The following is a 24,653-nucleotide window of genomic DNA, read 5'->3' on the forward strand; positions in this document are numbered from 1 at the left end:
GTCCCGTGCCCAGCGTCCGCCTATCGAGGGCCGATGGCCGGAGAACTCAGAGACAATCGCGGACGCGGCGACGCGGAATGGGGGCTGCCCCCGATCCACCCCGAAGGGCGCAAGTTCGGCATCGCCGCGGTGTTCATCGCCCTCGTCGTTCTCTGGGGGCTCGACTGGGAAATCGTCGGCTGGCCGTTGCTGATGGCCTCGATCGGCGTGTTTGCCTTCTTCCGCGACCCGGAACGGGTGGTTCCCCAGGGAGAGAACCAGGTCGTCTCCCCCGCCGACGGGCAGATATCCCTTATCGCGCAGGTTCCGCCGCCACCCGAAATGCAGCGCGACGACGGAGACCGCGGGCGCGGGCTGGGCGTCGAACCGGTGACGCGCATCTCCATCTTCATGTCGGTGTTCGACGTCCATATCAATCGTTCTCCGGTGGCGGGCACGGTGCGCCGTATCGTTTACATCCCGGGCCGTTTTCTCAATGCCGATCTCGACAAGGCGAGCGAGGAGAACGAGCGCCAGCATCTGCTGATCGAGCGGGCGGATGGCGTGGGCATCGGCATGACGCAGATCGCCGGGCTTGTGGCGCGGCGGATCGTGCCCTTCGTGAAGCCGGGTGACATCGTCGCCGCCGGGCAGCGGGTCGGCCTGATCCGCTTCGGCAGCCGGGTCGACGTATATCTACCCGCCGGGACCGATGCGCGCGTGCTGGTTGGCCAGCGCGTCGTCGCCGGCGAGACGGTGCTCGCGGACCTTGGCGTGACCGGCCTTCTGGAAGGGGTGCGCCAATGAACCGCGACGACGAATTCGATCTCGACAGCGGCGAAGGCCGCGCTCCCGCGCCTGCCGAACCGGCCTGGCTCGGTCCCAAGGCGAGCGAGGACGAGATCGTCACGCGCTCGCGGTCGGGCCGCGGACTGTCGATGCGGGCCGTCTTGCCGAGCGCGATCACCGCGGCGGCCCTGTGTTCGGGGCTGACCGGAATCCGCTTCGCCGTGGACGGCATCTGGCACATGAGCCTGTTCGCCATCATCTTCGCCGGCGTGCTCGATGGCATGGACGGGCGTATCGCCCGGCTCTTGAAGGCGCAGTCGCGCTTCGGGGCGGAGTTGGACAGCCTCGCCGATTCGCTCAGCTTCGGCATGGCGCCCGCGCTCATCCTGTTCATGTGGTCCCTCCAGGATCTGCCGCGCATCGGGTGGTTCGCCTCGCTCGCTTTCGCGATTACCTGCGCGCTGCGGCTCGCCCGGTTCAACGCGCGGATCGATCTGGAGGACCAGCCGCACAAGTCCGCCGGCTTCCTCACGGGCGTTCCGGCCCCGGTCGGGGCGGGGCTGGCCTTCCTGCCGATGTATCTGTGGCTGGCGACCGGAGAAGCGATTTTCCGCTCCCCCTGGCTGGTCGGCGTCTGGACGTTCGTGGTCGCCTTCCTGATGATATCCAACCTCGCGACGCTCAGCTGGAAGTCGATGCGGCCGCCCGAAAGCCTGAAGATCGCGGCCATCGCCATCGGCGCCATCGTGATCGCGGCCATGCTGATAGAACCCTGGTGGACGCTGATCCTGGTCTGCGCCGTCTACCTGGCGCTCGTCCCGGTGGGCATGGTGCGGTACGCCCGCGTGCGGCGACACCGGCACGCGCGAGGCGAACCCGTTACGCCGCAGCCGGAATAAGCCGGGAGAAAGCCTCGCTCTCACGCCGTATGCGAACCGCGGCGGGGCGGATCGCCGCCCTGCGCGGCCGGTGCAATTCGCGTCGGATGGACCGATACTGCGCGACGCCACGCCGAAGAGAGACGAATAGCGAGGCAACGGCCAGGGCGGCCATCGACCCGAGAGCCAGCGAGAGTGCGACTGCCGTGAACATGATCGTCAACCTTCCTGCATCTGCGCGAACCGTGTTCCGGCTCTGTTCCACCCCCTTGTTCTCAATTTGTTCCATCCTGTCAAGCGAAGTTCGGCGGTTGGCCCGACCTGCTTCTTGTGATCCCCATCCGGGGTGGATTTTCCCTTCGCTTCGAGCTAAAGCGCCCGCTGCCGGAAAGGTTCCGTCTCGCGACTCGCGGGAATACGGGCATTTCGGGCAAATTCACATGGATGGCATTACATACCGGTGCCGATAGCTGACCAGGTCAGCCTGTCGGTTCCCCGCTGTCCAGAGGCACAACCGGAAAGGAATTACCTATGGCGGCCCCTACCGTCACCATGCAGCAATTGATCGAGGCCGGCGCGCATTTCGGCCACCAGACCCACCGCTGGAATCCGCGGATGAAGCCGTATATCTTCGGCAGCCGCAACGGCGTTCATATCATCGACCTGTCGCAGACCGTGCCGCTGTTCGCGCGCGCGCTGGACTTCGTCAGCTCCACCGTGCGGGCCGGCGGCAAGGTGCTGTTCGTCGGCACCAAGCGGCAGGCGCAGGAACCCATTGCGGAGGCCGCGCGCGCCTGCGGCCAGCACTTCGTCAACCATCGCTGGCTGGGCGGGATGCTCACCAACTGGAAGACGATTTCCGGTTCGATCCGCGAACTCAAGAATCTGGAAGAACAGCTCGCCGGCGACACCAGCCTTCTGACCAAGAAGGAAGTGCTCCAGCTGACCCGCAAGCGCGACAAGCTGGAGCTGTCGCTGGGCGGTATTCGCGACATGGGCGGCATTCCCGATGTGATGTTCGTGATCGACGCCAACAAGGAAGACCTGGCGATCAAGGAAGCCGAAACGCTCGGCATCCCGGTGATCGCGGTGCTCGATACCAATGTCGATCCGACCGGTATCGCCTTCCCGATCCCGGGCAATGACGACGCCAGCCGTGCCGTCCGCCTGTATTGCGACGCGGTCAGCCAGGCCGCTCGGACCGGCTCGGACGCGAACGTTGCCGATTCGGGCGACATCGGCTCGATGGAAGCGCCGCCCGCCGAGGCCGCCGCCGCGCAGGCGCCGGCCGAGCAGCAGGCGAGCGAGGCCACGGCCGACGCCTGATCGCAGCGGACGGCGGAACCGTAACCGCCGCGTCATATTCACCGATCAATGCGCCGGCCCGCGACACCATGCGGGCCGGCGCCCCCATTTCATTCAAGAGGAACAACGACATGGCTGCATTCTCCGTAGCTGACGTGAAGGCCCTGCGCGAAAAGACCGGCGCGGGCATGATGGACGCCAAGAAGGCGCTCGAGGAATCGAGTGGCGATATCGAGGCCGCGGTCGACGCGCTGCGCGCGAAGGGTCTTGCCACCGCGCAGAAGAAGTCAAGCCGCACCGCCGCCGAAGGTCTGGTCGGCGTGGCGGTCGAGGGCACGAAGGGCGTCGCCGTGGAGGTGAACTCCGAAACCGACTTCGTCGCCAAGAACGACAAGTTCCAGGACTTCGTCCGCAACACCACGCAGGCCGCGCTGGACGCCGGCGGCGACGACGTCGAGGCGCTCAAGGGTGCGGATTATCCGGGCGGCGGCACCGTGGGCGAAAAGCTGACCGACAACATCGCGACGATCGGCGAGAACCAGCAGGTGCGCCGGATGAAGACCGTTTCGGTCAAGGACGGCGTGATCGTGCCTTACGTGCATAACGCCGTCGCCTCCGACCTCGGCAAGATCGGTGTGCTGGTCGCGCTGGAAAGCGAAGGCGACAAGGACAAGCTGGCCGAGCTGGGCAAGTTCCTGGGCATGCACATCGCCGCCGCATTCCCGCAGGCGCTGACCGCCGAGCAGCTCGACCCCGCCGTGATCGAGCGCGAGCGTGCCATCGCCCGCGAAAAGGCTGCCGAGAGCGGCAAGCCCGAGGCCGTTCAGGAAAAGATGGTGGACGGCGCGATCGCCAAATACGCCAAGGAGAACGCGCTGCTGAGCCAGGTCTACATGATCGACAACAAGACGCCGGTGGCGCAAGTTCTCGAAGGCGCGGCCAAGGATGTCGGCGCCAAGGTCGAGCTGGTGGATTATGTCCGCTTCCAGCTGGGCGAGGGCATCGAGAAGGAAGAAAGCGATTTCGCTGCCGAGGTGAAGGCCGCTGCCGGCGGCTGATCGCCTTTCCAAACAGGATGGCAAACGAGGCGGCGAAGTTGACAGTGTCAACTTCGCCGTTTTGCTATCCACCTGAAATAATGGGATTTTCCGCCTTGGCAAAGTTGACACTCCGTCAGGACAAAAATTTTCTTCGCGCACGAAGCGGGGAACCGACGATGGGAAAGAACTGGGCTTCCCGTGTCCTAGCGGGAGGCGTGTAGGAAAGCCCGAACCTGCCGGTCCGGCGCGGCACCATCGTCACCAGCCAGATTTCCGGCCGGGTGCCGAAGCGTACCGGCAGCAGGCTCGTTCCCAGACCCGCGCCGGTAACGATGGTGCGTCCGCTTTCGCGCGTCACGCCGCAGGCGAAGCGGGCGCCATATTGCGACATGGTGGCGAGCGCGCCGACCAGCGGCAGGCGTATCTGTCCGCAATGGGTATGGCCGGCCAGCACCAACGGTACGGTGCCCGGCACCTGCGGAAAGATGTCGGGGCTGTGCGTCAGGATCAGCCGCCCGCCGCGCAGGGGCGCCATCCGTTGCAGCACCAGCGGCAGGTCGTCGCGCCGTGTAAAGGCATCGTCCACGCCGCCCAGCGCGAGCGGGCCGATCTGCGTCGCCTCGTTCTGCAAGGTGCGGATACCGGCTTGGTGAAGCTCGCGTTCGAGGGCCGGCCAGTCGAACCAGTGATCGTGATTGCACGGCACCGCGACCGTTCCCAGCGGCGCGTCGAGCGCGGCCAGTGGGACAACGATCTCGGACGCGGTGAAGCCATGCGTCGCCACCCGTTTCTCGCTGACGAGGTCGCCGGCGATCAGGACGATATCGGGACCGAGCGCGTTCACCTGCGCGACGATCCGCTCCAGCCGGGAGGGCGGCATGTCGGGGCCGGCCACGTGGATATCGGCGAGGACGGCCGCGGTGACGGGGCGCGGCAGGCCCGGCACGGCGATGGTGAGGCGGCGGACCCGCGGCTCGGCCAGGGTATCGTGCCAGGCCTTCGTCGCCAGCATCGCCAGGGCGACGAACAGGAACGCGGCGATCCAGCGCCACCGGCGAAGAAGGGCGGTCATGCCGCGTGCTGGCCCGGTTGATCGATCCGCGCAAGCCCGGGTCGCGCAATTAGCGCCCACCGCCACTTGGCAGTGCGCGATGCGCCCTATAGAGAGCGCGCAAAGCCAATCGAGAGGTCACCGCCCGCACATGCTGTTGCCCGCCGCCAAGCGTATCCTGCTGAAATTGTCGGGCGAAGTGCTGATGGGGGAAGCGGGCTTCGGCATCGATCCGGCCTATGTCATGCGGCTGGCCGAAGAGGTGAAGGCGGCGCGCGAGACGGGGCTGGAAATCTGCCTCGTCATCGGCGGCGGCAACATCTTTCGCGGAATGGCGGGCGCCGCGCAGGGCATGGACCGGGCGCAGGCCGACTACATGGGAATGCTGGCGACGGTCATGAACGCCCTCGCGATGCAGAGCGCGCTCGAACAGATCGGCGTCGACACCCGCGTGCAGAGCGCCATCCAGATGGATCAGGTATGCGAACCGGTGATCCGCCGGCGGGCGGAGCGGCACCTGCAGAAGGGGCGCATCGTGATCTTCGCCGCCGGCGTGGGCGCGCCCTATTTCACGACCGATAGCGGTGCGGCCCTGCGCGCGGCGGAAATGCGTTGCGACGCGCTGCTGAAGGGCACCAGCGTCGACGGGGTCTATGATTCCGATCCCAAGCGCAACGCGAGCGCAACCCGTTACGATACCGTGAGTTACGACCAGGTGCTCGCGGACAATCTCAAGGTCATGGACGCTTCCGCCGTGGCGCTGTGCCGCGACAACGACATCCCGCTCGTGGTGTTCTCCATTCGCGAGAAGGGCAACGTCGCGCGCGTGCTGGCGGGCGAGGGCGTGCAGACGATAGTGAAGAAGGACTGAAACGATGGCGAAATACGACAAGGCCGACGTGGAGCGGCGCATGGACGGTGCGGTGGAGAGCCTGAAGGGCGACCTGTCGGGTCTGCGCACCGGCCGCGCCAACACCGCGCTGCTCGATCCCGTCGTGGTCGAGGTGTACGGCGCCATGATGCCGCTGAACCAGGTCGCCACCGTCTCCGCGCCCGAGGCCCGGATGCTGAGCGTGCAGGTGTGGGACAAGGCCAATGTCAACGCCGTGGAGAAGGGCATATCCAAGGCCAATCTGGGCCTCAACCCGATGAGCGACGGGCAGACCATCCGCCTGCCCATGCCCGACCTGAACGAGGAGCGGCGCAAGGAACTCGCCAAGCTCGCCGGCACCTATGGCGAGAACGCGAAGATCGCCATCCGCAATGTGCGGCGCGACGCGAACGAGGCCCTGAAGGAAGACGAGAAGAAGAAGGAAATCTCCGAGGACGAACGCAAGCGACTGGAGGACGAGGTCCAGAAGATGACCGATGCCCACGTCGCCGAGACGGACACGGCGGTGGAGAAGAAGATCCAGGAAATCCTCACCCAGTGACGCCGCGTAGCCCTCGATCCGCTCTTGCAGGGCGCAGTCGAGACATCGCTGTCCCGCGCTCGTGCGGCGTGGGGGGCACACGGGTATCGCGCGATGGCTGAGGACGGTTTCCCCCGCCACGTCGCCATCATAATGGACGGCAACGGTCGCTGGGCCAAGAAACGGCACCTGCCCCGCGCGCTCGGCCACAGGCAGGGCGGGGAGGCCGTGCGCCGCACGGTGAAGGCGGCGGAAACGCTCGAGCTGGAATGTCTGACGCTCTACGCCTTCAGTTCGGAAAACTGGAAGCGGGAAAAGGACGAAATCGCCGATCTGATGAACCTCATGCGGCGGTTCATCGAGACGAACCTCGACGAACTGATCGAGGCGCGCGTCAGGCTGGCGATCATCGGCGACTACCGCGCCTTCGCCCCGGATATCGTCGCCATGCTGGAGGATGCGCTGGAGCGCACCAGCGGCGGGAACCGGATACTCGCGGTCGCGCTCAATTACGGATCGCAGCAGGAAATCGCCCGCGCGGCGCGGGCTGCGGCGGCGGCGGGCGAGATCACGCCGCAGGCCATAGAGCGCCACCTCGACACCGCCGCCCTGCCGCCGCTCGACCTCGTCATCCGCACCAGCGGAGAGGTGCGGCTGTCGAATTTCCTGCTGTGGCAGGCGGCCTATGCCGAGATGATCTTCACCGATGTCCTGTGGCCCGACTTCGACGAGGGCCATCTGCGCGCGGCGTGCGAGGAGTTCGCGCGGCGGGAAAGGCGTTACGGTGGACGCTGAGCAATCGGGCAAGCCCCGCAAGCGCGACCGGCTCAAGGCGCGGGCGAAACGCTACGCCACCGTTCCCATCTCGATCCGCACGAGCGACCTGCCCAAGCGCGCGGCGAGCGCGGCGGTCATGCTGGCGGTGAGCGGGGCGGCGCTGTGGATCGGCGGCTGGATCTGGAGCGGTTTCGCGCTGCTGCTGGGACTGTGGGCGTTGTACGAATGGACCGCGATCATGTGGCGCATGACCGACCGGCCCCTCGCCAGGCTGATCGGCGTCATGCTCGGTCTCGCCTATATCGGCTATGCCGCGTTCGTGATCGGCGCGCTCGGCAACGACGCGGTCGCGGGCGCGGCCGGCGGCAAGCGGCTGGGCGGCCCGCTGGTGGCCATGATCGCCAGCGTGATCGCCACCGATACCGGTGCCTATTTCGCCGGGCGCACGATCGGCGGCCCGAAGATCGCGCCCGCCATAAGCCCGTCCAAGACCTGGGCCGGGCTGGGCGGCGGCATGGTCAGCGCGGGGCTGGTGCTGGCGCTGTTCGCCGGGTTCGACCGGCTCGACGTGCCGGTGGCGCAGGCCGTCGTGCTCGGCGCGCTTGTCGCCATCGTGGCGCAGGCGGGCGACTTTCTCGAAAGCTGGATGAAGCGCAAGGCGCACGTGAAGGATTCGGGCTCGCTCATCCCCGGCCACGGCGGCATTCTCGACCGGGTGGATGGCCTGATCGCGGTGTCCTGCGTGCTGGGTTTCGTGTTCATGGGGGCGCTGGTACAAGCGACGGAGTTGTGACCCGCACGATTTCCATTCTCGGCGCGACCGGTTCGATCGGCGATTCCACCCTCGACCTGGTGCGCCGCCATCGGGACGACTGGCGCGTGGTCGCCCTGTCGGCCAATTGCAGCGCCGCGAAACTTGCGAAGCTGGCGCGCGAATTCGGTGCCGAGATCGCGGTGGTCGGCGATGCGGCATGCCTGCCGGACTTGCGCGAGGCGCTCGCCGGCAGCGGTATCGCGGCGGAAGGCGGCCCCGCGGCCCTGTGCGATGCGGCGGCGCGGCCCGTCGATGTCACCATGGCCGCCATCGTCGGCTGCGCCGGCCTCGCGCCGACCATGCGCGCGATAGAGCAGGGGCGCACCGTGGCGCTCGCCAACAAGGAAGCGCTGGTTTCCGCGGGCGGGGTGATGACGGCGAAGGTCGCCGAGCATGGAACGACCCTGCTGCCGGTCGATTCGGAGCACAACGCGATATTCCAGTGCCTGTCGGGCGGCCGGACGGAGGACGTGCGGTGGATCACGCTGACCGCGAGCGGCGGCCCGTTCCGGACGAAATCGCAGTCCGAGCTCGAGGCGGCGACACCCGCACAGGCCGTCGCGCATCCCAACTGGGACATGGGCGCTAAGATCAGCGTCGATTCCGCCACGATGATGAACAAGGGGCTCGAGTTCATCGAGGCGCATCACCTGTTCCCGGTCGGGCTGGACCGGCTGCGCATCGTCGTGCATCCGCAGAGCGTCATCCATTCGATGGTCGAGTATCGCGACGGCTCGACACTGGCGCAGCTCGGCCCGTCCGACATGCGCGTACCCATCGCCTCGGCGCTCGCCTGGCCTGAACGCATGGATACGCCGTGCGAGCCGCTCGATCTGGCCGGGGTGGGCGAGCTGAGCTTCTTCGCCCCGAACGAGGATCGGTTTCCCGCCACCCGCATCGCGCGAGACGCGGCCCGGGCGGGCGGCGCGGCGCCCGCCGTGCTCAACGCCGCGAACGAGGTCGCGGTGGCCGCTTTCCTCGCCGGTCAGGTCAAGTTCACGCAAATTTCGGCAATATCGTCCAGAACCCTCGACAGTTACGCGCCGCCTGCGCCCCGGTCTCTCGACGACGTGCTCGCCGTCGATGCCGAGGCGCGGGCGCGCGCGGGGACGCTGCTGGAGCCGGCCTGACATGACCTTCGATTCCGTGCCCGTGTGGATGATGATCCTGGGCTTCCTGCTGATGCTGGGGCCGCTCGTCGTGCTGCACGAACTGGGGCACTATCTGGTCGGGAGATGGTTCGGCGTGGGCGCCGATGCGTTCAGCGTCGGGTTCGGCAAGGAACTGGCGGGATTTACCGACCGTCGCGGCACGCGCTGGAAGCTCTCGGCGCTGCCGTTCGGCGGATACGTGCAGTTTCGCGGCGACATGAACCCCGCCAGCATACCCGATCCCGACGCTCCGGTTGAGGAGGATCATTTCCAGGCCAGGCCGCTGTGGCAGCGCGCGCTGATCGTGGCGGCGGGCCCGGTCACCAACTTCCTCGTCGCCATCGCCATCCTCGCCAGCTTCAACCTCGCCTATGGCCGGGCGACCACGCCGCCGGTGGTGGAGGTGCTGATGGAGGAGGGCGCGGCAGGCGCGGCGGGAATTGACGTTGGCGACCGCATCGTGTCGGTGAACGGACACCGGATCGAGGATTTCGGCGACGTGACGCCGCTCGTCGCCCCCTATCCGGACGAGCCGATCGCGATGACGGTGGAGCGGGGGGGGCGGCTGCTCGATTTCGACTTCACCATACCCGGCTACGAGGAGCAGGACAGGTTCGGCAATTCCTTCCATGTCGGACGGATCGGCATCGGGTCCACCACCCGCGACATGGTGCCCGTGGGGCCGCTGGAATCGGTCGGGCTGGCCGTGCGCCAGACCGGCGACATCCTCGACATGATGGTCACCGGAATCTGGCAGATCGTCTCGGGTCGCCGCTCAGTGGAGGAGCTTGGCGGACCGATCAAGATCGCCAAGTTTTCGGGCGAGCAGCTAAGCCTGGGATGGCAGTCTTTCGTCAGCTTCGCGGCGCTGATCTCGATTAACTTGGCATTCATTAACCTGCTGCCAATTCCGGCGCTCGACGGCGGGCATCTGGCTTTCTACGCGGCCGAGGCGGTCCGTCGAAAGCCGGCCAGTCCGCGCAGTCAGGAATGGGCCTTCAGGACCGGCATGGCGTTCGTGCTGGCACTGATGCTGTTCGTGACGATCATCGATATCGCCAGCCTGCCGATCTTCGGCAGTTAGGCGGGGAAGGATAAGGCGCTTCCAGCAAAATATGGGCGGCTTGGCTTGATTGCCGACATGGCATCGGGCAGGGGCGCGCTTTGCGTCGGGAGCGTGGTGAACGGGAGGCCGTGCGGGGGCTGGCTTGCCATTGGATTGCTCCGCTTGGGCGCGGGTTCGACAAGAGTGGACGGATGATGGGTTCCAAGGCCAGGACGATGACTTCACGCCATTACGCGGTGGCCCTGCTGGGCTGTTCGATGCTGGCAGGGCTGCCGATCGCGGCATCCGCGCAGGACACGGGCGGCGCGGCGGATCAGTCCGGCGCACAACCCGCCACCCAGCCTACGCCGACCCCCACACCCGCGCCGACGCAGGCGCCCGCCGGGGCGCAACCGCAAACGCAGCAGCCGCGGGTGCAGGGCGACGTCATCCGCACCATCGCCGTCGCCGGCGCGCAGCGGCTGGAGCCGGAAACCATCATCAGCTACATCAGCCTGCGACCCGGTCAGGTCTACACCGCCGCCGCCGCCGACCAGGCGCTGATCGACCTCGCCAATACCGAACTGTTCGCCGATTACCGGATCGAGAACAATGACGGCAACGTCGTCATCACCGTGGTCGAGAACCCGATCATCAACCGGGTGATCCTGGAGGGCAATCGCCGGATCGACAACGACAAGATCCTGCCCGAGATCAACCTCGCCCCGCGCCAGATCTTCACCCGCAGCCGGGTGCGTGCCGATGTCGCCCGCATCATCGAGCTGTACAAGCGGCAGGGCCGCTTCGCCGCGACGGTCGAACCGCAGATGGTCCAGCTCGACCAGAACCGCGTCGACGTGATCTTCGAGATTTCCGAGGGGCCGAAGTCCAAGGTCCGCCAGATCAACATCATCGGCAACGAGGTGTTTTCGGACGGCGACCTGAAGGACGAGATGCTGACGCGCGAGGCCAGCCTGCTCGCCATCTTCAGCTCCAACACCAGCTACGATCCCGACCGCCTGGCCTTCGACCAGCAGAAGCTGCGCCAGTTCTACCTGACGCAGGGCTATGCCGATTTCCGCGTGGTATCCGCCGTGGCCGAGCTGACGCCCGACAAGCGCGACTTCATCATCACCTATGTCGTCGAGGAGGGTGAGCGCTACAAGTTCGGGGACGTCCAGGTCGAAAGCCAGTTGCGCGATTTCGACAGCGACGTGCTCAGCTCGCAGCTCTCGATCGAGGAAGGCGACTGGTACGATGCGGAAAAGGTGGATGACATCGTCGAGGGGCTGACCGAGACGGCCGGCACCTTCGGCTACGCCTTCGCCGACGTGCGCCCGCGCATCTCGCGCAATCCCGAAACGCTGACGATGGACGTGACCTTCACCGTCGCCGATGCGCCGCGCGTCTATATCGAGTCTATCGACATCAACGGCAACACGCTGACGCAGGACAAGGTCATCCGCCGCGAATTCCGCCTGGCAGAAGGCGATGCGTTCAGCTCGCTGCAGGTGCGCCGTTCGACGGCACGCATCAATTCGCTGGGCTATTTCCAGGAAAACTTCGAGATCGAGCAGGTCGAGGGCAGCACGCCCGACCGCGTGATCCTGCAGGCCAACGTGCAGGAGAACCCGACCGGCGAACTGTCGCTATCGGCGGGGTTCTCCAGCCTCGAAAGCTTCATATTCAATGGCTCGATCCGGCAGAACAACTTCCGCGGGCGCGGCCAGACGATCGGGCTGGGCGTCAACTATTCGCGCTATTCCAAGTCGGCGAACATCAGCTTCACCGAACCCAAGCTGTTCGACCGCGACATCGCCGCCGGCTTCGACATCTACCGGCAGGACTACAACAACGGCTATTTCGACCGCGACAGCGCGACCTACGAGCAGACCACGACGGGCCTGGCGCTGCGCACCGGCGTGCCGCTGACCGAATATATGAGCCTGCTCGCGCGCTATACGCTCAACTACCAGCAGGTAAGCGTGGACGAAGCGCGCTTCTTCGCCGATTTCGATGGCGACGGGGTTGCGCAGTGCGAGCCGCTGATCGCCGGGCGCTATCTGTGCGATGCGCTGGGCAACCGGTTGCAGTCGATCCTCGGCCTCAACCTTAATTACAGCACGCTCAACAGCCGGGTCCGCCCGACCAGCGGGACGCAGGCGACCATCGGCGTCGATTTCGCCGGCCTGGGGGGCGATACGAAATATCTGCGCGGGCGCGTGAACGCACAGCGTTTCTGGTCCCTCGGGGCGGGCTTCATCGGTTCGCTTTCTTTCGAGGGCGGTTACATCCACGGTCTCAACGACCGCGGCCCCAATTCCGACAGCGTGCTGCTGACCGACCGGTTCTTCCTCGGCGAGGGGCAGATGCGCGGCTTCGACATCCGCGGCGTCGGCCCGCGCGTGGTGCGGCGCTTCTACACCACCGACGAGGACGGCAACCAGGTTCTCTTCCCGCTCGACGCGAAGGAGAACCAGGACGATGCGCTGGGCGGGCGCGCCTATTACCTCGCTCGCGGCGAGGTCGAGATTCCGCTCGGCTCGGGCGCACGCGAACTGGGCATCCGCCCCTCGGTGTTCGTCGATGTCGGCTCCGTCTTCGGCGTGACCGACCCGACGCTGGTGCAAAGCCCGCTGCCCGACGGCCTGTTCATTCCGCAGCGCGACGGCGACGGCAACGCGCTCTATTCGCAGGCTGTGCTGGGAGACGACGGCCAGGTCATCGACAATATTCTCACGACCAACCCGATCAGCCCGACCGGCACCGAGAACACCCCCATCGGCCGGCGCCTGCCGCCGTTCACCGAGGAATTCGTCGGCGACACGCCTTCACCTCGCGTTTCGGTTGGCATCGGTATCAACTGGAATTCGCCTTTCGGACCGTTCCGAATCGACATCGCCACGGCGCTGCTGAAGGAGCGCGGCGATGAAACGAAGACCTTCTCATTCAACGTAGGAACCCAATTCTGATGAAAAGCCTTACCAAGATCGCGCTTGCCGCCGGTCTCGCCACCACGGCCACTGCCGCTCCCGCCTCGGCCCAGGTCAACGGCATCGGCACCTCCGACCTGCCCATCGCGGTGGTCGGGTCGCAGGCGTTCCAGACCGGCTATCAGCAGATCGCGACGCAGTATCAGGCGCAGCGCACGACGGTGGAACAGCGCCAGCAGCAGCGCACCCAGCTGGTCCAGCAGCTCGACACCAACGGCGACGGGCAGCTGAGCGAGGACGAGGCCAATGCCGCGCCGCAGGCGACGGTGCAGCAGGTCCAGGCGATCGACCAGGAAATCCAGCAGATCCAGCGTCCGATCAACCTGGCGCGCATCTACGTGGTGCAGCAGGTCGCGCAGCAATACGCGCCCGCGCTGCAACAGGTCGTATCGGCGCAGAACGTGCAGATTGTACTGACCCCCGATGCGATCGTCTATGCTCCCGAAGCCGCCAACCTCACGCCCGCCGTCGTGCAGGCGCTCAACACCCGCGTGCCGTCGGTGCAGATCACGCCGCCCGCCGGTTACCAGCCGAGCGAGGCCGCCGTGGGCCTGTTCCAGCAGGTGCAGCAGGTGTTGCTGATGGCGCAGATGCAGCAGGCGCAGCAGCAGGCGCAGACGCAGACGCAGCAGCCCGCCACCTCGGGCCGCTAAGACAGGCGAGGGGCAGGGCCATGAGCGAACCGTACGATATCGCGCGCGTTCTCGAGGCGCTGCCCCATCGCTATCCGCTCTTGCTGGTCGATCGGGTCGCCGAGCTGGAAAAGGGTAAGCGGATCAGGGCCATCAAGGCCGTGACGATGAACGAACAGTTCTTCCAGGGCCATTTCCCGGGTCGTCCGATCATGCCCGGCGTCTTGCAGATAGAGGCTCTGGCGCAGGCGTCGGGTATCCTCGGCATCGAGACGCTCGATCTGGCGGGGACGGGCAAGCTCGTCTATTTCATGGCCATAGAGAGCGCCAAGTTCCGCGCTCCGGTGGAGCCGGGCTGCCTGCTCGAACTGGAAAGCGAATTCGTCCAGCAGCGCTCCAAGATCTGCAAGTTCGCCTGCAAGGCGAGCGTCGAGGGGAAGGTGACGTGCGAGGTCGGCATTACCGCGATGATCGCGGATAGCTAGGCGACCTTGCCAAACCCGCGCATTGCCCCTAAGGCGCTGCGCTTTCCCACCACAGCTGGACCGGTCGGAACCGATCCGGGGCTACGGAGACTTGCCATGAAGGCCGAAACGCATCCCGATTATCACACCATCACCGTCAAGATGACCGATGGCACCGAATTCCAGACGCGCTCCACCTGGGGCAGCGAGGGCGACACGCTGACGCTCGACATCGACCCCACCAGCCACCCGGCATGGACCGGCGGGCAGCGCCAGGTCGACCAGGGCGGCCGCGTCGCGCAGTTCAACAAGCGGTTCGGCGGTATCAAGCTGGGCGGCAAGAAGGGCTGAGCCTTCCCGCTGGCGAAAGACACGAAGGGGCGGTCCTTGCGGGGGCCGCCCTTTTCGTTTGCGGCCTAGCCCCAGGGGCGTTCGCGATACCATTTCGTGATGACGTATTTGACACCCTTGCGCACCTTCATGCCGTGATGCAGCGTCGCGGGGTTGAGGCTTGCATCCTCCCGGTGGTTGTCCCAGCACAGCAGCTTGCCCGTTTCCGGCTGAACGGTCTTCTTGATGACCTTGAACCGGGTGCCGCCACCGGCCGCCACGTCGTTCAGGTAGATCATGAAGGTCCACGTCCGCTGCCCGGCGACGCCGCAATACTTGTGGAAGTCGACCCCCTGCGGCTCGAAATAATCGGTGTGGTTCTTGAACTCCTGCCCCACGGCGTAGCGCTGCCCCTGTACCGGTTCGCCGTGCGCGGGGTCGATCCGGTTGAGCGCGAACAGGCGTCCCTCTAGATCGCGCACGGCGGGCTGCGCCGGGTCGAGGTCGCAGGTTTCGCTGGTGCGGAAAGAGTCGTCGCCATTGGCATCGGCTATGGTCGAGGGCCGGCGATCCCTGTCGATGAGGGCGATCAGATCGGCGCACAGGTCCGGCGGCAGGAAGCGCGGACAATCGAGCAGCGTGAGCCGGGGCGTGGGGACACGGCGCATCCCGGGGTGCTGCAACAGGAGGGCGGGCGTGGTCTGTCCGGGATTCGCCATGCTGCGAGTGGTAGAGGGAGAACGACCCGCCGCAAGACCCCTGTAACAATCTTGCGCAAACGCGACGGCGACATACTTTTCGCTTTGCAGGCAGGGCCGTTTGTGCAACAGGCCAGCGCCCGCGCCACATGTCGCTTGACCGGTCGGCGCAGACCCCTAAGTGCCCTCGCGCATCAAGACTGCGTGTCTGGCATGTGGCGATCGTAGCTCAGTTGGTTAGAGCGCCGGTTTGTGGTACCGGAGGTCGCGGGTTCGAACCCCGTCGATCGCCCCATTTCTTCCAGAACGCTGCCCCCGAAACGCTTGAGCGCGAAGGTAGTACGAATGGCACTCTGGACCCTTCCCGACTGGGACGAGCACGAGAAGGTGGACGTCGTCCACGATCGCGACTCCGGCCTGACTGCGATCATCGCGCTGCATTCCACCCATCTGGGCCCCGGTGCTGGCGGCACCCGCTTCTGGCATTACGCCGAACCCGAAGGCGCGATGCGCGACGCGCTGCGGCTGTCGCGCGGGATGAGCTACAAGAATGCGATGGCCGGCCTGCCGATGGGCGGGGGCAAGGCCGTCGTCGTGCTCGACAAGGACGGCACCAAGACGCGCGACATGCTTCACGCCTTCGGCGACGCGGTGCAGGCGATGGACGGCCGCTACGTGACCGCGGAGGACGTCGGCGCGAGCGAGTCGGACATGGTGACGATCGCCGAGCGCACCGATCACGTCTGCGGTCTGCCGGCGCAGGAAGGCGATGCCGGCGGCGATCCGGGCCCGTTCACGGCCATGGGCATCTATCACGGCATCAAGGCCGCCGTCGCGCACAAGCTGGACAAGGATTCGATGCAGGGCGTGCGCGTCGCGATCCAGGGCTGCGGCTCGGTCGGCGGCGGCGTCGCGCGGTTGCTCGCCAAGGACGGAGCGCGGCTGACGCTGTCCGACATCGACGAGGCGCGTGCGCAGGCGCTGGCCGAGGAGCTGGGCGCGAAGGCCGTTCACGCCGATCAGATCATGGGGACGCCGTGCGACGTGTTCAGTCCCAACGCGCTGGGCGCGGTGCTCGACGACGCGGGGATCGCCAGGCTCGATTGCCGGATCGTCGCGGGCGGCGCGAACAACCAGCTGGCCCGGCCCGAACACGGTCGGCAATTGCACGCTCGCGGCATTCTCTACGCACCCGACTACGTCATCAATGCCGGCGGCATCATCAATGTCAGTCTCGAATATCTGTGCCGGCGCGACGGCACGCCCTGCGACATCAACGAGGTCAGGAAGCGGATCGCGCAGATTCCCGGTCGTCTCGACGCCATCTGGGAACAGAGCGAGGCGAGCGACGTGCCCTCGAACGAGGTCGCCGATGCGATGGCGCAGGAACTGATCGGGCGCGGAAGATAGGGTTCGCACCGGGGCGAGGGGCCGGCTCGCGCCCGTGCGATCCGCGATCGGCGAAAGCCGTACTTGTCGCGCGGTTCCGCACCTGCCAAGGATGCTGCGCGCATTAGCTAGATCGCCTCTATACCATGCACGGTTTTGCAAACCCCGCCCGATTCCTGACCATTGCCCGCTGGCTGTCGCCGCTGCTGCTGGTTGCCGGCCTGCTGCTGGCCGGGGCGGCGCTGGTGTGGGGCTTCGTCGCGGTGCCGCCAGATCGGCTGATGGGTGACACCGTGCGGATCCTGTTCGTCCACGTGCCGGCCGCCTGGCTCGGCATGGGCGGGTGGACCGCCATCGCCATCGCCAGCCTGATCGAACTGGTCTGGCGGCATCCGCTCGCGGCCATCGCCGCGCGGGCGAGCGCGGTTCCCGGCGCGGTGTTCACCGCCATCTGCCTCGTTACCGGCTCCATCTGGGGCCGTCCGACCTGGGGCACATGGTGGGTGTGGGACGGGCGGCTGACCTCCATGCTCGTCCTGCTGTTCCTCTATTTCGGCTACATCGCCCTCTCGACCTCGCTCGCGCGGGAAGGGCAGTCGAGCCGCATTGCCGCGATCTTCGGTCTCGTGGGTGCGGTGAACGTGCCCATCATCAACCGTTCGGTCGTGTGGTGGAACTCGCTGCACCAGCCCCCCAGCATCACCATGGGGGAGAGCGCGATCGATCCTGTCTTCCTGTGGCCGCTGCTCGCCGCCACGCTCGGGTTCTCGCTGCTGTTCGGCGGTGTCGTGCTGGTGCGGATGCGCGCGATCCTGGCAAGCGTGCAGGCCGACGCGCGTCTGCGCCGCCGGGCGATGCAGGCGGAACTGGCCTGATGCGCGAGACGATGGACCAGATGGCGTTCGTCTATGCCGCCTACGCCATCGCCGTAATCGGCACGCTGGCACTCGTTGCGCAAAGCTGGTGGGACATGCGCGCGGCGGAGCGGCGCCGCGACCGGGCGCGGGGCCGATGACCTCGCGCCTGAAGCCCAAACATCAGCGGCTCGTCCTGCTGGCGGTGGCGCTCGTCGCGCTGATCGGGGCGGGGCTGCTCGCGGCGTGGGCGCTGCGCAGCCAGGCGAGCTATTTCTACGTTCCGGCCGACATCGCCGCCGCGCCGCCGCCGCCCTCGCAGGCGATCCGGCTGGGCGGCATGGTGGAGAAAGGCTCCCTTCGCACCGCATCCGATGGCGTGACCGTGAATTTCATCGTGGAGGACGGCGCGGCAAAGGTTCCCGTCACCTATACCGGAATCGTTCCGAGCCTGTTCGTCGAAGGCTCCGGCGTCGTCGCCGAAGGCAAGTTGGGTACGGACGGCACGTTCGTCGCCGACAATCTCCTCGCCAAGCATGACGAGACCTACATGCCCCGCGAGCTTGAGGGGATGACCACGGCGCAGGTCCGCGAAGACGTGCAGGCGACGCTCGAGTGATGGCCGAGATCGGACTTGCCGCGCTGTGGCTGGCCGCCGCGCTCGCCTTGCTGCAACTCGCTGCCGGCTGGGCCGGTGCGCGCGATCCCGAGGCGCCGATCGCAGCGCTCGTGCGGCCCGTGGCGGTGTTGCAGGGCGGGCTGTGCGTCGTGGCTTTCCTGGCGCTGATCTACGTCTTCGCCGTCACCGACCTGTCGGTGAAGCTGGTCGCGGCCAATTCGCATTCGATGAAGCCGTTCATCTACAAGGTCACGGGCGCTTGGGGCAATCACGAGGGCTCGATGCTGCTGTGGATCACCGTCATGGCGCTCGCCGGCGGTCTGATCGCGATCATCGAGCGCCGCCTGCCCGAACGCACCATGCTGGCGACGCTCGGGGCGCAAGGCTTCGTGGCGCTGGGCTTCTATGCCTTCCTCCTGCTCAGCTCCAACCCGTTCGAGCGGCTGGCGCAGCCGCCCGCGCAGGGCAACGGCATGAACCCGCTGTTGCAGGATCCGGGAATGGCGTTCCACCCGCCCACGCTCTATGTCGGCTATGTCGGGGTGTCGGTCGCCTTCAGCTTCGCCGTCGGGGCGCTGCTGACCCGCGCGGTGACGCCCGATTTCGCCCGCGTCATGCGGCCCTGGGTGCTGGGCGCCTGGATATTCCTGACCCTCGGCATCACGGCGGGCAGCTACTGGGCCTATTACGAACTGGGCTGGGGCGGCTGGTGGTTCTGGGATCCGGTGGAGAATGCTGCGCTCATGCCCTGGCTGGCGGCGACCGCGCTGCTCCATTCGGCCAGCGTCCTCGCCGCACGCGACGCGCTGCGGGTGTGGACCATCATGCTCGGCGTCGTCGCCTTCTCGATGAGCATGATCGGCACCTTCCTGGTCCGTTCGGGCATTCTCACCAGCGTTCACGCCTTCGCCGTCGATCCGGAGCGAGGGAGCTTCATCCTCGCGCTGCTGACGATCTATATCGGCGGCGCGCTGGTCGTGTTCGCCCTTCGCGCCGGTCATATCGCGGAAGGAAAGCGCTTCGCGCCGCTGAGCCGAGAGGGCGCGCTGGTGGTGAACAACGTCGCGCTGTCCGCCATCCTCGGGATCGTCCTTGTCGGCACGCTCTACCCGCTGCTGACCGAGGCGTTCGGGGTGCGCGTTTCGGTGGGGCCGCCCTACTTCAACCCGGTCAGCGCGATCTTCCTCCTGCCCATGCTGGCGGTGCTGTGCGTCGGCCCACTGCTGCGCTGGCGACGCGACGAGTTCGCGCGTATCCGCTTGCCGATGCTGATCGTTGCCGGGATCGGGCTGGCGGTACTGATCGCCGTTTGGCTCGTCGGCGGCATTGCCATCCTGCCGCTGCTGGGCCTCGCCACGGCGGCGGCGGTCGCGGTGGCCAGCATCCTGCCCCTGCGGGGTCGGCGACTGACCCGCACGCCGCTGCCCGTCTGGGGCATGGTGCTCGCCCATCTGGGCATGGGGGTGGCGCTGTTCGGCATGGCGTCCGATACCGCCTTCCAGCAGGAGCGGCTGGTCGCCGCGGGCGTGGGCGACACGGTGGAGGTCGGACCGTGGACCGCGACGCTCGACGGCATCGCCCCGGTCGCCGGCCCGAACTGGACGGCGATGCAGGCGCGCATGCACGTGCGCTACCGGGGGGGCGATGCCCAGCTGGCGCAACCGCAGTCGCGCAGTTTCTGGGCGCCGCCCCAAGAAACCAGCGAGGTCGCGCTCGTGACGCGCTGGAACGGCCAACTCTACGTCGCCATCGGGAACGAGGCCCAGGGCCAGGGCGACAGCGGGGGCGAGGCCGGCCGCTGGCAGCTGCGCCTGTGGTGGAAGCCGTTCGTCACCTTCATCTGGCTCGGCGGATTGCTGATCGCGCTGGGCGGCGTGCTGGCGCTGACCGGGCGCGTGGCGGGCGACATCCGCCGGCGAGAGAAGGTCCGCCGGATCGGCGAACGACGCGCCGAACTGCGCGAGCTGGCGGCGTGAGGCGATTGCGCTGGAGCCTGTGGTTGCTGGTCGCGGTCGCGCTGAGCGTGTTCGCGCTGTTCGGCCTGCAACTGTCCCGGCCCAGGAACGATTTCGTCGAGAGCGCCATGATCGGCAAGCCCATGCCCGCCTTCGACCTGCCGGCCATGGTCGACAGCCGTCCCGGCCTTGCCAGCACGGACCTTGCCGACGGCACGCCGCGCCTGCTCAACGTCTTCGCCAGCTGGTGCGTCCCGTGCGCCGCCGAGGCCCCGCAGCTTGCGGCGCTCGAACGCGAGGGCGTGCCCATCGTCGCGGTCGCGATCCGCGACAAGCCGGACAGCGTCGCTCGCTTTCTCGGCAATTACGGCAACCCCTTCACCCGCATCGGACGCGACGACATTTCGGAAGTGCAATTGTCGCTCGGTTCCTCGGGCGTGCCCGAAACCTTCGTAATCGACGGCGCCGGCACCATTACCTACCAGCATATCGGCCCGATCATGGATCGCGACATACCGGTGCTGCTGGAGGAATTGCGAAAGGCGGGGGCGTGACCTTCCGGATCTGTCTCCTGACCGCGCTCGCGCTTCTTGCCGAACCGCTCGCGGCGCAGGGAAACCTGCCGCCCGCGCCCTACGCCTACACCGAACTCGCCGATCCGGCGCAGGAGCGCGAGGCGCGCGAGCTGATGGAAACGCTGCGCTGCCTCACCTGCCAGAGCCAGTCCATCGCCGACAGCGATGCGGCGATGGCCGGGGACATGCGACACCAGGTCCGCACCCGCATCGCCGCCGGCGAATCGCCGGACCATATCCGCGAGTGGATGGTGGCGCGTTATGGCGACTACATCAGCTACGAGCCGCGCCTCGCCGCGACAACCTGGCCGCTGTTCGCGCTACCGGTGCTGCTGCTGGTGCTGAGCGGGCTGATCGTCTGGCGGCGCATGGGCGCGAGGCGCGGCGAATGACGTGGCTTCCGGTCGTCGCCCTGGCCGCCATCGCCTTCGCGGTCGCGGCCTTCGTGCTCAAGCTGCCGCGCGGCGCGTGGACGACGCTGGGCGCGGCGCTGGTGTTCGGGCTTGCGGGTTACGCGATGCAGGCGCGGCCCGGGCTGCCGGCGTCTCCCACCGCTTCGGGCGACGGGTCCGACCCGGTGCTGTTCGACGTGGTGGAAACGCGGCGCGAGCTGATCGACCTCCCCGAGCAATCCTCCGCCCCGCTGCTGGTCACGGCGGACGCGATGGCGCGGCGCGGGCGGTATGTCGATGCCTCGCACCTCCTCGCGGGCATCCTGCAAAACGATCCGCGCGATTTCGAGGCGTGGCTGGCGCAGGGCAACGCCCTGCTCGAACATGCCGGCGGCGTGCTGACGCCATCCGCGCTCTACGCCTATCGCCGCGCTGCGGCGCTGAAGCCCGAGCATCTCGCGCCTGGCTATTTCATCGGGCTCGCGCTGATTCGCAGCGGACGGCCCGCGGAAGCGGCCGAGGTGTGGCGCGCGACGCTTGCCAGCGGGCCCGCCGACGCGAAGGGCAGGGCGCTGCTGGAACTCCAGGTCGAGCGGCTGGCCGCGCTGCTCGATGCGACCGGCGCGCCCGGCGGTCGAGCCGGTACGCCGATTGCGGACCAGGCGCCCTAGGGCAGGCGTGTTGCGGGCACCGCGCCGCGCTGCTATCGGGCGCGCTTCCGCCACTTTCTGACGGAACGCAAAGGGCATCTTCCTTCGATGAGCGCAGTCGGCACTGATCGCGACAACGCGAAGCTGAAACTCGCCGCCGCGGCCGTGGGCATCGTATTTGGCGATATCGGCACCTCGCCGCTCTACGCCTTTCGCGAGACGTTTCGCGGCACCCACCGCCTGCCGATCGACGACGTTCACGTGCTGGGCGTGGTCAGCCTGATCTTCTGGTCGATGACGCTGGTGGTGGCGATCCAGTACGTCTCCATCCTGATGCGCGCGGACAACAAGGGGCAGGGCGGCAGCCTCGCGCTGCTCGCGCTGCTCAACCGCAACATGAGCCGGTCGCGCTATGGCTGGCTGATCGTCCTGCTGGGCGTGTTCGCGACATCGCTGTTCTACGGCGATTCGATGATAACGCCTGCCATTTCCGTGCTCTCGGCGGTGGAGGGATTGACGGTGGTCAACCACCGGCTCGACAATCTCGTCATCCCCATCGCGCTCGTGCTGCTGATCGGCCTGTTCGTCCTGCAAAAGCGCGGGACGGCCAAGGTCGGCGCGCTGTTCGCCCCGGTGATGATCGTCTATTTCGTGGTGCTGGCGGGGCTGGGCATCGTGCAACTGGTGAACACCCCGCAAATCCTCTGGGCCATCAATCCGTACTACGCGGTGCAGTTCTTCCTCGTCGACAAGCTCTACGCCTTCCTCGCGCTCGGCAGCGTGGTGCTGGCGGTGACGGGGGCGGAGGCGCTCTATTCCGACATGGGCCATTTCGGTCGCGGGCCGATGCGCCTCAGCTGGTTCGGCTTCGTCATGCCCTGCCTGCTCATCAACTATTTCGGTCAGGGCGCGATGATCCTGGGGCTGGGCGATGCGAGCGCGGAGGAGGCGATCAACAACCCGTTCTTCTACCTCGCGCCCGAAACCTGGCGCCTGCCGCTGGTGTTCCTGGCGACGGCGGCGACCTTCATCGCCAGCCAGGCGGTGATATCCGGCGCGTTTTCCGTCACCCACCAGGCGATCCAGCTCGGCTACATTCCGCGCCTGTCGATCCGCCACACCTCCGACGAACATTCGGGCCAGATCTACATTCCCTCGATCAACTGGGCGCTGATGATCGCGGTGATCGTGCTGGTGCTGACCTTCCGCACGTCCTCCAACCTCGCCGCCGCCTACGGTATCGCGGTGACGGGCGCGGTGACGATCGACACGCTGCTGATGGCGGTGCTGCTGGTGGGCGTGTGGAAGTGGCGGTGGTGGGTCGCCGCCCCGGTGGTGCTGCTGTTCCTGATCGTGGACGGCGCGTATTTCGCGGCGAACCTCGTCAAGATACCCGATGGCGGGTGGTTTCCGCTGCTGGTGGGCGCGATCGCCTTCACCCTGCTGACGACCTGGGCCAAGGGCCGCCGCCTGATGCGCGCGCGCATGACGGAGGCGGGCCTGCCGCTCGACATCTTCGCCAAGTCCGCCCGCACCAGCACCGCGCGCGTTCCGGGCACGGCGATCTTCATGAATTCGGGCAGCCACGGCACGCCGTCGGCGCTGCTTCACAACATCAAGCACAACAAGGTGCTGCACGAACGGGTGATCGTGCTGACCGTGCAGATCGCCGACATCCCCTATGTCGACCCGGAAAGCCGGGTGGAGATCGAATCGCTCAATGACGGGTTCTACCGCGTCATCCTGCATTACGGCTTCATGGAGGAGACCGACGTGCCCACCGCGCTCAAGAAGCGCGAGATGTGCGGCGGTCCGTTCGACATGATGAAGACCAGTTTCTTCCTCAGCCGCCAGACACTGCTGACGGCGGACAAGCCGGGCATGGCGGTATGGCGCGAAAAGCTGTTCGCCTGGATGATGCGCAATTCCGCGACGCCGATGGAATTCTTCCGCCTGCCGACCAACCGCGTGGTGGAGCTGGGCAGCCAGGTCGAAATCTGACGGGGGCGGGCGTTTCGTCCGAAATTGGCGAAGTTGACACCGTGTCATGCGTCCGCGCCGGGCGAGTGCCTCGCACCTCCGCCGGTTTCCATGCCGGATGCGAAGTTGACACCCTGCGCGAGCGAATTGCGAACGAGGGGCGTTTCCGTACGGCATGATGCGCCCCGCCCTGAAGGTTGCGCAGGGGTGTAGGCAAGACCGGCCTCACCCCGGCGGCGGGGTATCCTCGACGACCTCCTCCTTCTCCTCCACCGCCAGCCCGTGCCGCATGAGCATGGGCACCTGGGTGAAGGTGAACAGGAAGGTCAGCGGGAGGAACAGCCACAGCTTCATGCCGAGCCAGGTCTCGAAGCTGACGACGTAGATCAGCACGGTGTTGAGCGCGCACAGGGCGATGAAGAACACGCCCCAGTTGCGCGACAGCTTGAGCCAGCCGCTATCGTCCAGCCCTTCGAACGCGGTTTCCAGAAGCACCTTGAGCAAGCTCTTGCCCCGCGCATAGCCCGCCAGCAGGACCACGGCGAACAGCGCGTAGACGATGCTCGGCTTCCACTGGATGAAGCGTTCATCCTGGAAATATATCGTCAGCGCGCCGAAGCCGACGATCATCGCCGTGGACAGCCACAGCATCGGGCTGACCTTGCCCAGCCGCCACTTGCTGATGCCCAGCGCTATCAGCGAGGCGACGATGAACGCGCCGGTGCCGCGAATGACGGCGAAGATCTCGCCCGGCGTATCCTCGGCGGCGTTGTCGGGCGAATACCAGCGATAGACGAGGAAGAAAACGAGCAGCGGCCCGTAATCGACCGCCACGTTGAGCCAGCCGGATCCGCGCCTGGCGGGTGCTTCGCTTGTCATGG

The 24,653-nt window shown here is 66.8% G+C and carries 26 protein-coding genes and 1 tRNA gene; 24 read left to right on the forward strand and 3 right to left on the reverse strand.

What is annotated here, in order from left to right:
• Window positions 1-33 precede the first annotated feature (33 nt).
• The 4 genes from EG799_RS13180 (at window position 34) to tsf (ending at window position 4,009) form a co-directional block, all read left to right on the forward strand.
• The gene (locus EG799_RS13180; protein ID WP_123882128.1) at window positions 34-786 is read left to right on the forward strand and encodes a phosphatidylserine decarboxylase; all 753 of its coding nucleotides are present in this window, start codon (window positions 34-36) and stop codon (window positions 784-786) included.
• Entirely contained in the window at window positions 783-1,667 is an 885-nt protein-coding gene (locus EG799_RS13185; RefSeq protein ID WP_123882131.1) for a CDP-alcohol phosphatidyltransferase family protein, read from the forward strand. The genes EG799_RS13180 and EG799_RS13185 overlap by 4 nt, the downstream gene beginning before the upstream one ends.
• Window positions 1,668-2,177: 510 nt before the next feature.
• Entirely contained in the window at window positions 2,178-2,972 is a 795-nt protein-coding gene (rpsB, locus tag EG799_RS13190) for a 30S ribosomal protein S2 (protein ID WP_123882134.1), read from the forward strand.
• A gap of 110 nt (window positions 2,973-3,082) precedes the next feature.
• On the forward strand, window positions 3,083-4,009 hold the full coding sequence (tsf, locus tag EG799_RS13195) for a translation elongation factor Ts (protein WP_123882137.1): 927 nt from the start codon (window positions 3,083-3,085) through the stop codon (window positions 4,007-4,009).
• Window positions 4,010-4,124: 115 nt separating this feature from the next.
• Here the strand turns inward: tsf and EG799_RS13200 are convergent, their stop codons facing one another.
• Window positions 4,125-5,063, reverse strand: coding sequence for a metallophosphoesterase (locus EG799_RS13200; RefSeq protein WP_123882140.1), 939 nt, complete (start codon window positions 5,061-5,063; stop codon window positions 4,125-4,127).
• Window positions 5,064-5,193: 130 nt separating this feature from the next.
• Between EG799_RS13200 and pyrH the strand changes: the two genes are divergently transcribed.
• The 10 genes from pyrH (at window position 5,194) to rpmE (ending at window position 14,681) form a co-directional block, all read left to right on the forward strand.
• The gene (pyrH, locus tag EG799_RS13205; protein ID WP_123882143.1) at window positions 5,194-5,913 is read left to right on the forward strand and encodes a UMP kinase; all 720 of its coding nucleotides are present in this window, start codon (window positions 5,194-5,196) and stop codon (window positions 5,911-5,913) included.
• A 4-nt stretch (window positions 5,914-5,917) separates the two neighbouring features.
• On the forward strand, window positions 5,918-6,475 hold the full coding sequence (gene frr / locus EG799_RS13210) for a ribosome recycling factor (RefSeq protein WP_123882146.1): 558 nt from the start codon (window positions 5,918-5,920) through the stop codon (window positions 6,473-6,475).
• Between the two features lie 93 nt (window positions 6,476-6,568).
• Window positions 6,569-7,249, forward strand: coding sequence for a polyprenyl diphosphate synthase (gene uppS / locus EG799_RS13215; protein ID WP_123882149.1), 681 nt, complete (start codon window positions 6,569-6,571; stop codon window positions 7,247-7,249).
• Window positions 7,239-8,024: a phosphatidate cytidylyltransferase gene (locus EG799_RS13220; protein ID WP_234029160.1), complete on the forward strand. Its 786-nt coding sequence runs from the start codon at window positions 7,239-7,241 to the stop codon at window positions 8,022-8,024. The genes uppS and EG799_RS13220 overlap by 11 nt, the downstream gene beginning before the upstream one ends.
• Window positions 8,021-9,175, forward strand: a complete 1,155-nt coding sequence (gene dxr, locus EG799_RS13225; protein WP_123882152.1) for a 1-deoxy-D-xylulose-5-phosphate reductoisomerase — start codon at window positions 8,021-8,023, stop codon at window positions 9,173-9,175. Before EG799_RS13220 ends, dxr begins: the two co-directional genes overlap by 4 nt.
• Window position 9,176: 1 nt before the next feature.
• On the forward strand, window positions 9,177-10,280 hold the full coding sequence (gene rseP, locus EG799_RS13230) for an RIP metalloprotease RseP (protein ID WP_234029161.1): 1,104 nt from the start codon (window positions 9,177-9,179) through the stop codon (window positions 10,278-10,280).
• A 197-nt stretch (window positions 10,281-10,477) separates the two neighbouring features.
• Complete coding sequence (bamA, locus tag EG799_RS13235) at window positions 10,478-13,213, forward strand: outer membrane protein assembly factor BamA (protein ID WP_234029162.1); 2,736 nt, start codon at window positions 10,478-10,480, stop codon at window positions 13,211-13,213.
• Window positions 13,213-13,887, forward strand: coding sequence for an OmpH family outer membrane protein (locus EG799_RS13240; RefSeq protein WP_123882158.1), 675 nt, complete (start codon window positions 13,213-13,215; stop codon window positions 13,885-13,887). The genes bamA and EG799_RS13240 overlap by 1 nt, the downstream gene beginning before the upstream one ends.
• 20 nt (window positions 13,888-13,907) lie before the next feature.
• Window positions 13,908-14,351 carry a 3-hydroxyacyl-ACP dehydratase FabZ gene (gene fabZ / locus EG799_RS13245; RefSeq protein ID WP_123882161.1) on the forward strand — a complete coding sequence of 148 codons (444 nt, stop codon included), beginning with the start codon at window positions 13,908-13,910 and terminating at the stop codon, window positions 14,349-14,351.
• Between the two features lie 96 nt (window positions 14,352-14,447).
• A complete protein-coding gene (gene rpmE, locus EG799_RS13250) occupies window positions 14,448-14,681 on the forward strand; it encodes a 50S ribosomal protein L31 (protein WP_123882164.1) in 234 nt (77 codons plus the stop codon).
• A gap of 65 nt (window positions 14,682-14,746) precedes the next feature.
• On the opposite strand, the gene EG799_RS13255 is transcribed toward rpmE, so the two are convergent.
• The gene (locus EG799_RS13255; protein ID WP_123882167.1) at window positions 14,747-15,379 is read right to left on the reverse strand and encodes a prolyl hydroxylase family protein; all 633 of its coding nucleotides are present in this window, start codon (window positions 15,377-15,379) and stop codon (window positions 14,747-14,749) included.
• 197 nt (window positions 15,380-15,576) lie between these two features.
• Here EG799_RS13255 and EG799_RS13260 point away from each other — a divergent pair.
• The 10 genes from EG799_RS13260 to EG799_RS13305 all read left to right on the forward strand — a co-directional run bounded on the left by EG799_RS13260 (window position 15,577) and on the right by EG799_RS13305 (window position 23,793).
• Window positions 15,577-15,653 (forward strand) — tRNA-His (locus EG799_RS13260).
• Between the two features lie 50 nt (window positions 15,654-15,703).
• Window positions 15,704-16,768, forward strand: coding sequence for a Glu/Leu/Phe/Val family dehydrogenase (locus EG799_RS13265; RefSeq protein ID WP_123882170.1), 1,065 nt, complete (start codon window positions 15,704-15,706; stop codon window positions 16,766-16,768).
• 125 nt (window positions 16,769-16,893) lie between these two features.
• On the forward strand, window positions 16,894-17,622 hold the full coding sequence (gene ccmC / locus EG799_RS13270; protein WP_123882173.1) for a heme ABC transporter permease CcmC: 729 nt from the start codon (window positions 16,894-16,896) through the stop codon (window positions 17,620-17,622).
• Window positions 17,622-17,762, forward strand: a complete 141-nt coding sequence (locus tag EG799_RS13275; RefSeq protein WP_181950900.1) for a hypothetical protein — start codon at window positions 17,622-17,624, stop codon at window positions 17,760-17,762. The genes ccmC and EG799_RS13275 overlap by 1 nt, the downstream gene beginning before the upstream one ends.
• On the forward strand, window positions 17,759-18,220 hold the full coding sequence (gene ccmE, locus EG799_RS13280) for a cytochrome c maturation protein CcmE (RefSeq protein WP_123882176.1): 462 nt from the start codon (window positions 17,759-17,761) through the stop codon (window positions 18,218-18,220). The genes EG799_RS13275 and ccmE overlap by 4 nt, the downstream gene beginning before the upstream one ends.
• Window positions 18,217-20,196, forward strand: coding sequence for a heme lyase CcmF/NrfE family subunit (locus tag EG799_RS13285; protein WP_123882179.1), 1,980 nt, complete (start codon window positions 18,217-18,219; stop codon window positions 20,194-20,196). The genes ccmE and EG799_RS13285 overlap by 4 nt, the downstream gene beginning before the upstream one ends.
• On the forward strand, window positions 20,193-20,729 hold the full coding sequence (locus EG799_RS13290) for a DsbE family thiol:disulfide interchange protein (protein ID WP_123882182.1): 537 nt from the start codon (window positions 20,193-20,195) through the stop codon (window positions 20,727-20,729). The genes EG799_RS13285 and EG799_RS13290 overlap by 4 nt, the downstream gene beginning before the upstream one ends.
• A complete protein-coding gene (locus EG799_RS13295) occupies window positions 20,726-21,142 on the forward strand; it encodes a cytochrome c-type biogenesis protein (protein ID WP_234029163.1) in 417 nt (138 codons plus the stop codon). Before EG799_RS13290 ends, EG799_RS13295 begins: the two co-directional genes overlap by 4 nt.
• Window positions 21,139-21,813, forward strand: coding sequence for a tetratricopeptide repeat protein (locus EG799_RS13300; protein ID WP_123882185.1), 675 nt, complete (start codon window positions 21,139-21,141; stop codon window positions 21,811-21,813). Before EG799_RS13295 ends, EG799_RS13300 begins: the two co-directional genes overlap by 4 nt.
• Window positions 21,814-21,900: 87 nt before the next feature.
• A complete protein-coding gene (locus EG799_RS13305) occupies window positions 21,901-23,793 on the forward strand; it encodes a potassium transporter Kup (protein WP_123882188.1) in 1,893 nt (630 codons plus the stop codon).
• Between the two features lie 204 nt (window positions 23,794-23,997).
• On the opposite strand, the gene EG799_RS13310 is transcribed toward EG799_RS13305, so the two are convergent.
• Complete coding sequence (locus EG799_RS13310; protein ID WP_123882191.1) at window positions 23,998-24,651, reverse strand: inner membrane-spanning protein YciB; 654 nt, start codon at window positions 24,649-24,651, stop codon at window positions 23,998-24,000.
• Between the last annotated feature and the right edge of the window lie 2 nt (window positions 24,652-24,653).

Origin of the sequence: Aurantiacibacter spongiae (assembly GCF_003815535.1) — a bacterium.
Classification (GTDB): domain Bacteria; phylum Pseudomonadota; class Alphaproteobacteria; order Sphingomonadales; family Sphingomonadaceae; genus Alteraurantiacibacter; species Alteraurantiacibacter spongiae.

Excerpts from the sequence above, each read along its gene's own strand:
- EG799_RS13180 (WP_123882128.1), top strand. The coding sequence starts at position 34 with ATGGCCGGAGAACTCAGAGACAATCGCGGACGCGGCGACGCGGAATGG.
- EG799_RS13185 (WP_123882131.1), top strand. The coding sequence starts at position 783 with ATGAACCGCGACGACGAATTCGATCTCGACAGCGGCGAAGGCCGCGCT.
- rpsB (WP_123882134.1), top strand. The coding sequence starts at position 2,178 with ATGGCGGCCCCTACCGTCACCATGCAGCAATTGATCGAGGCCGGCGCG.
- tsf (WP_123882137.1), top strand. The coding sequence starts at position 3,083 with ATGGCTGCATTCTCCGTAGCTGACGTGAAGGCCCTGCGCGAAAAGACC.
- EG799_RS13200 (WP_123882140.1), bottom strand. The coding sequence starts at position 5,063 with ATGACCGCCCTTCTTCGCCGGTGGCGCTGGATCGCCGCGTTCCTGTTC.
- pyrH (WP_123882143.1), top strand. The coding sequence starts at position 5,194 with ATGCTGTTGCCCGCCGCCAAGCGTATCCTGCTGAAATTGTCGGGCGAA.
- frr (WP_123882146.1), top strand. The coding sequence starts at position 5,918 with ATGGCGAAATACGACAAGGCCGACGTGGAGCGGCGCATGGACGGTGCG.
- uppS (WP_123882149.1), top strand. The coding sequence starts at position 6,569 with ATGGCTGAGGACGGTTTCCCCCGCCACGTCGCCATCATAATGGACGGC.
- rseP (WP_234029161.1), top strand. The coding sequence starts at position 9,177 with ATGACCTTCGATTCCGTGCCCGTGTGGATGATGATCCTGGGCTTCCTG.
- bamA (WP_234029162.1), top strand. The coding sequence starts at position 10,478 with ATGACTTCACGCCATTACGCGGTGGCCCTGCTGGGCTGTTCGATGCTG.
- EG799_RS13240 (WP_123882158.1), top strand. The coding sequence starts at position 13,213 with ATGAAAAGCCTTACCAAGATCGCGCTTGCCGCCGGTCTCGCCACCACG.
- fabZ (WP_123882161.1), top strand. The coding sequence starts at position 13,908 with ATGAGCGAACCGTACGATATCGCGCGCGTTCTCGAGGCGCTGCCCCAT.
- rpmE (WP_123882164.1), top strand. The coding sequence starts at position 14,448 with ATGAAGGCCGAAACGCATCCCGATTATCACACCATCACCGTCAAGATG.
- EG799_RS13255 (WP_123882167.1), bottom strand. The coding sequence starts at position 15,379 with ATGGCGAATCCCGGACAGACCACGCCCGCCCTCCTGTTGCAGCACCCC.
- EG799_RS13265 (WP_123882170.1), top strand. The coding sequence starts at position 15,704 with ATGGCACTCTGGACCCTTCCCGACTGGGACGAGCACGAGAAGGTGGAC.
- ccmC (WP_123882173.1), top strand. The coding sequence starts at position 16,894 with ATGCACGGTTTTGCAAACCCCGCCCGATTCCTGACCATTGCCCGCTGG.
- EG799_RS13275 (WP_181950900.1), top strand. The coding sequence starts at position 17,622 with ATGCGCGAGACGATGGACCAGATGGCGTTCGTCTATGCCGCCTACGCC.
- ccmE (WP_123882176.1), top strand. The coding sequence starts at position 17,759 with ATGACCTCGCGCCTGAAGCCCAAACATCAGCGGCTCGTCCTGCTGGCG.
- EG799_RS13300 (WP_123882185.1), top strand. The coding sequence starts at position 21,139 with ATGACGTGGCTTCCGGTCGTCGCCCTGGCCGCCATCGCCTTCGCGGTC.
- EG799_RS13305 (WP_123882188.1), top strand. The coding sequence starts at position 21,901 with ATGAGCGCAGTCGGCACTGATCGCGACAACGCGAAGCTGAAACTCGCC.
- EG799_RS13310 (WP_123882191.1), bottom strand. The coding sequence starts at position 24,651 with ATGACAAGCGAAGCACCCGCCAGGCGCGGATCCGGCTGGCTCAACGTG.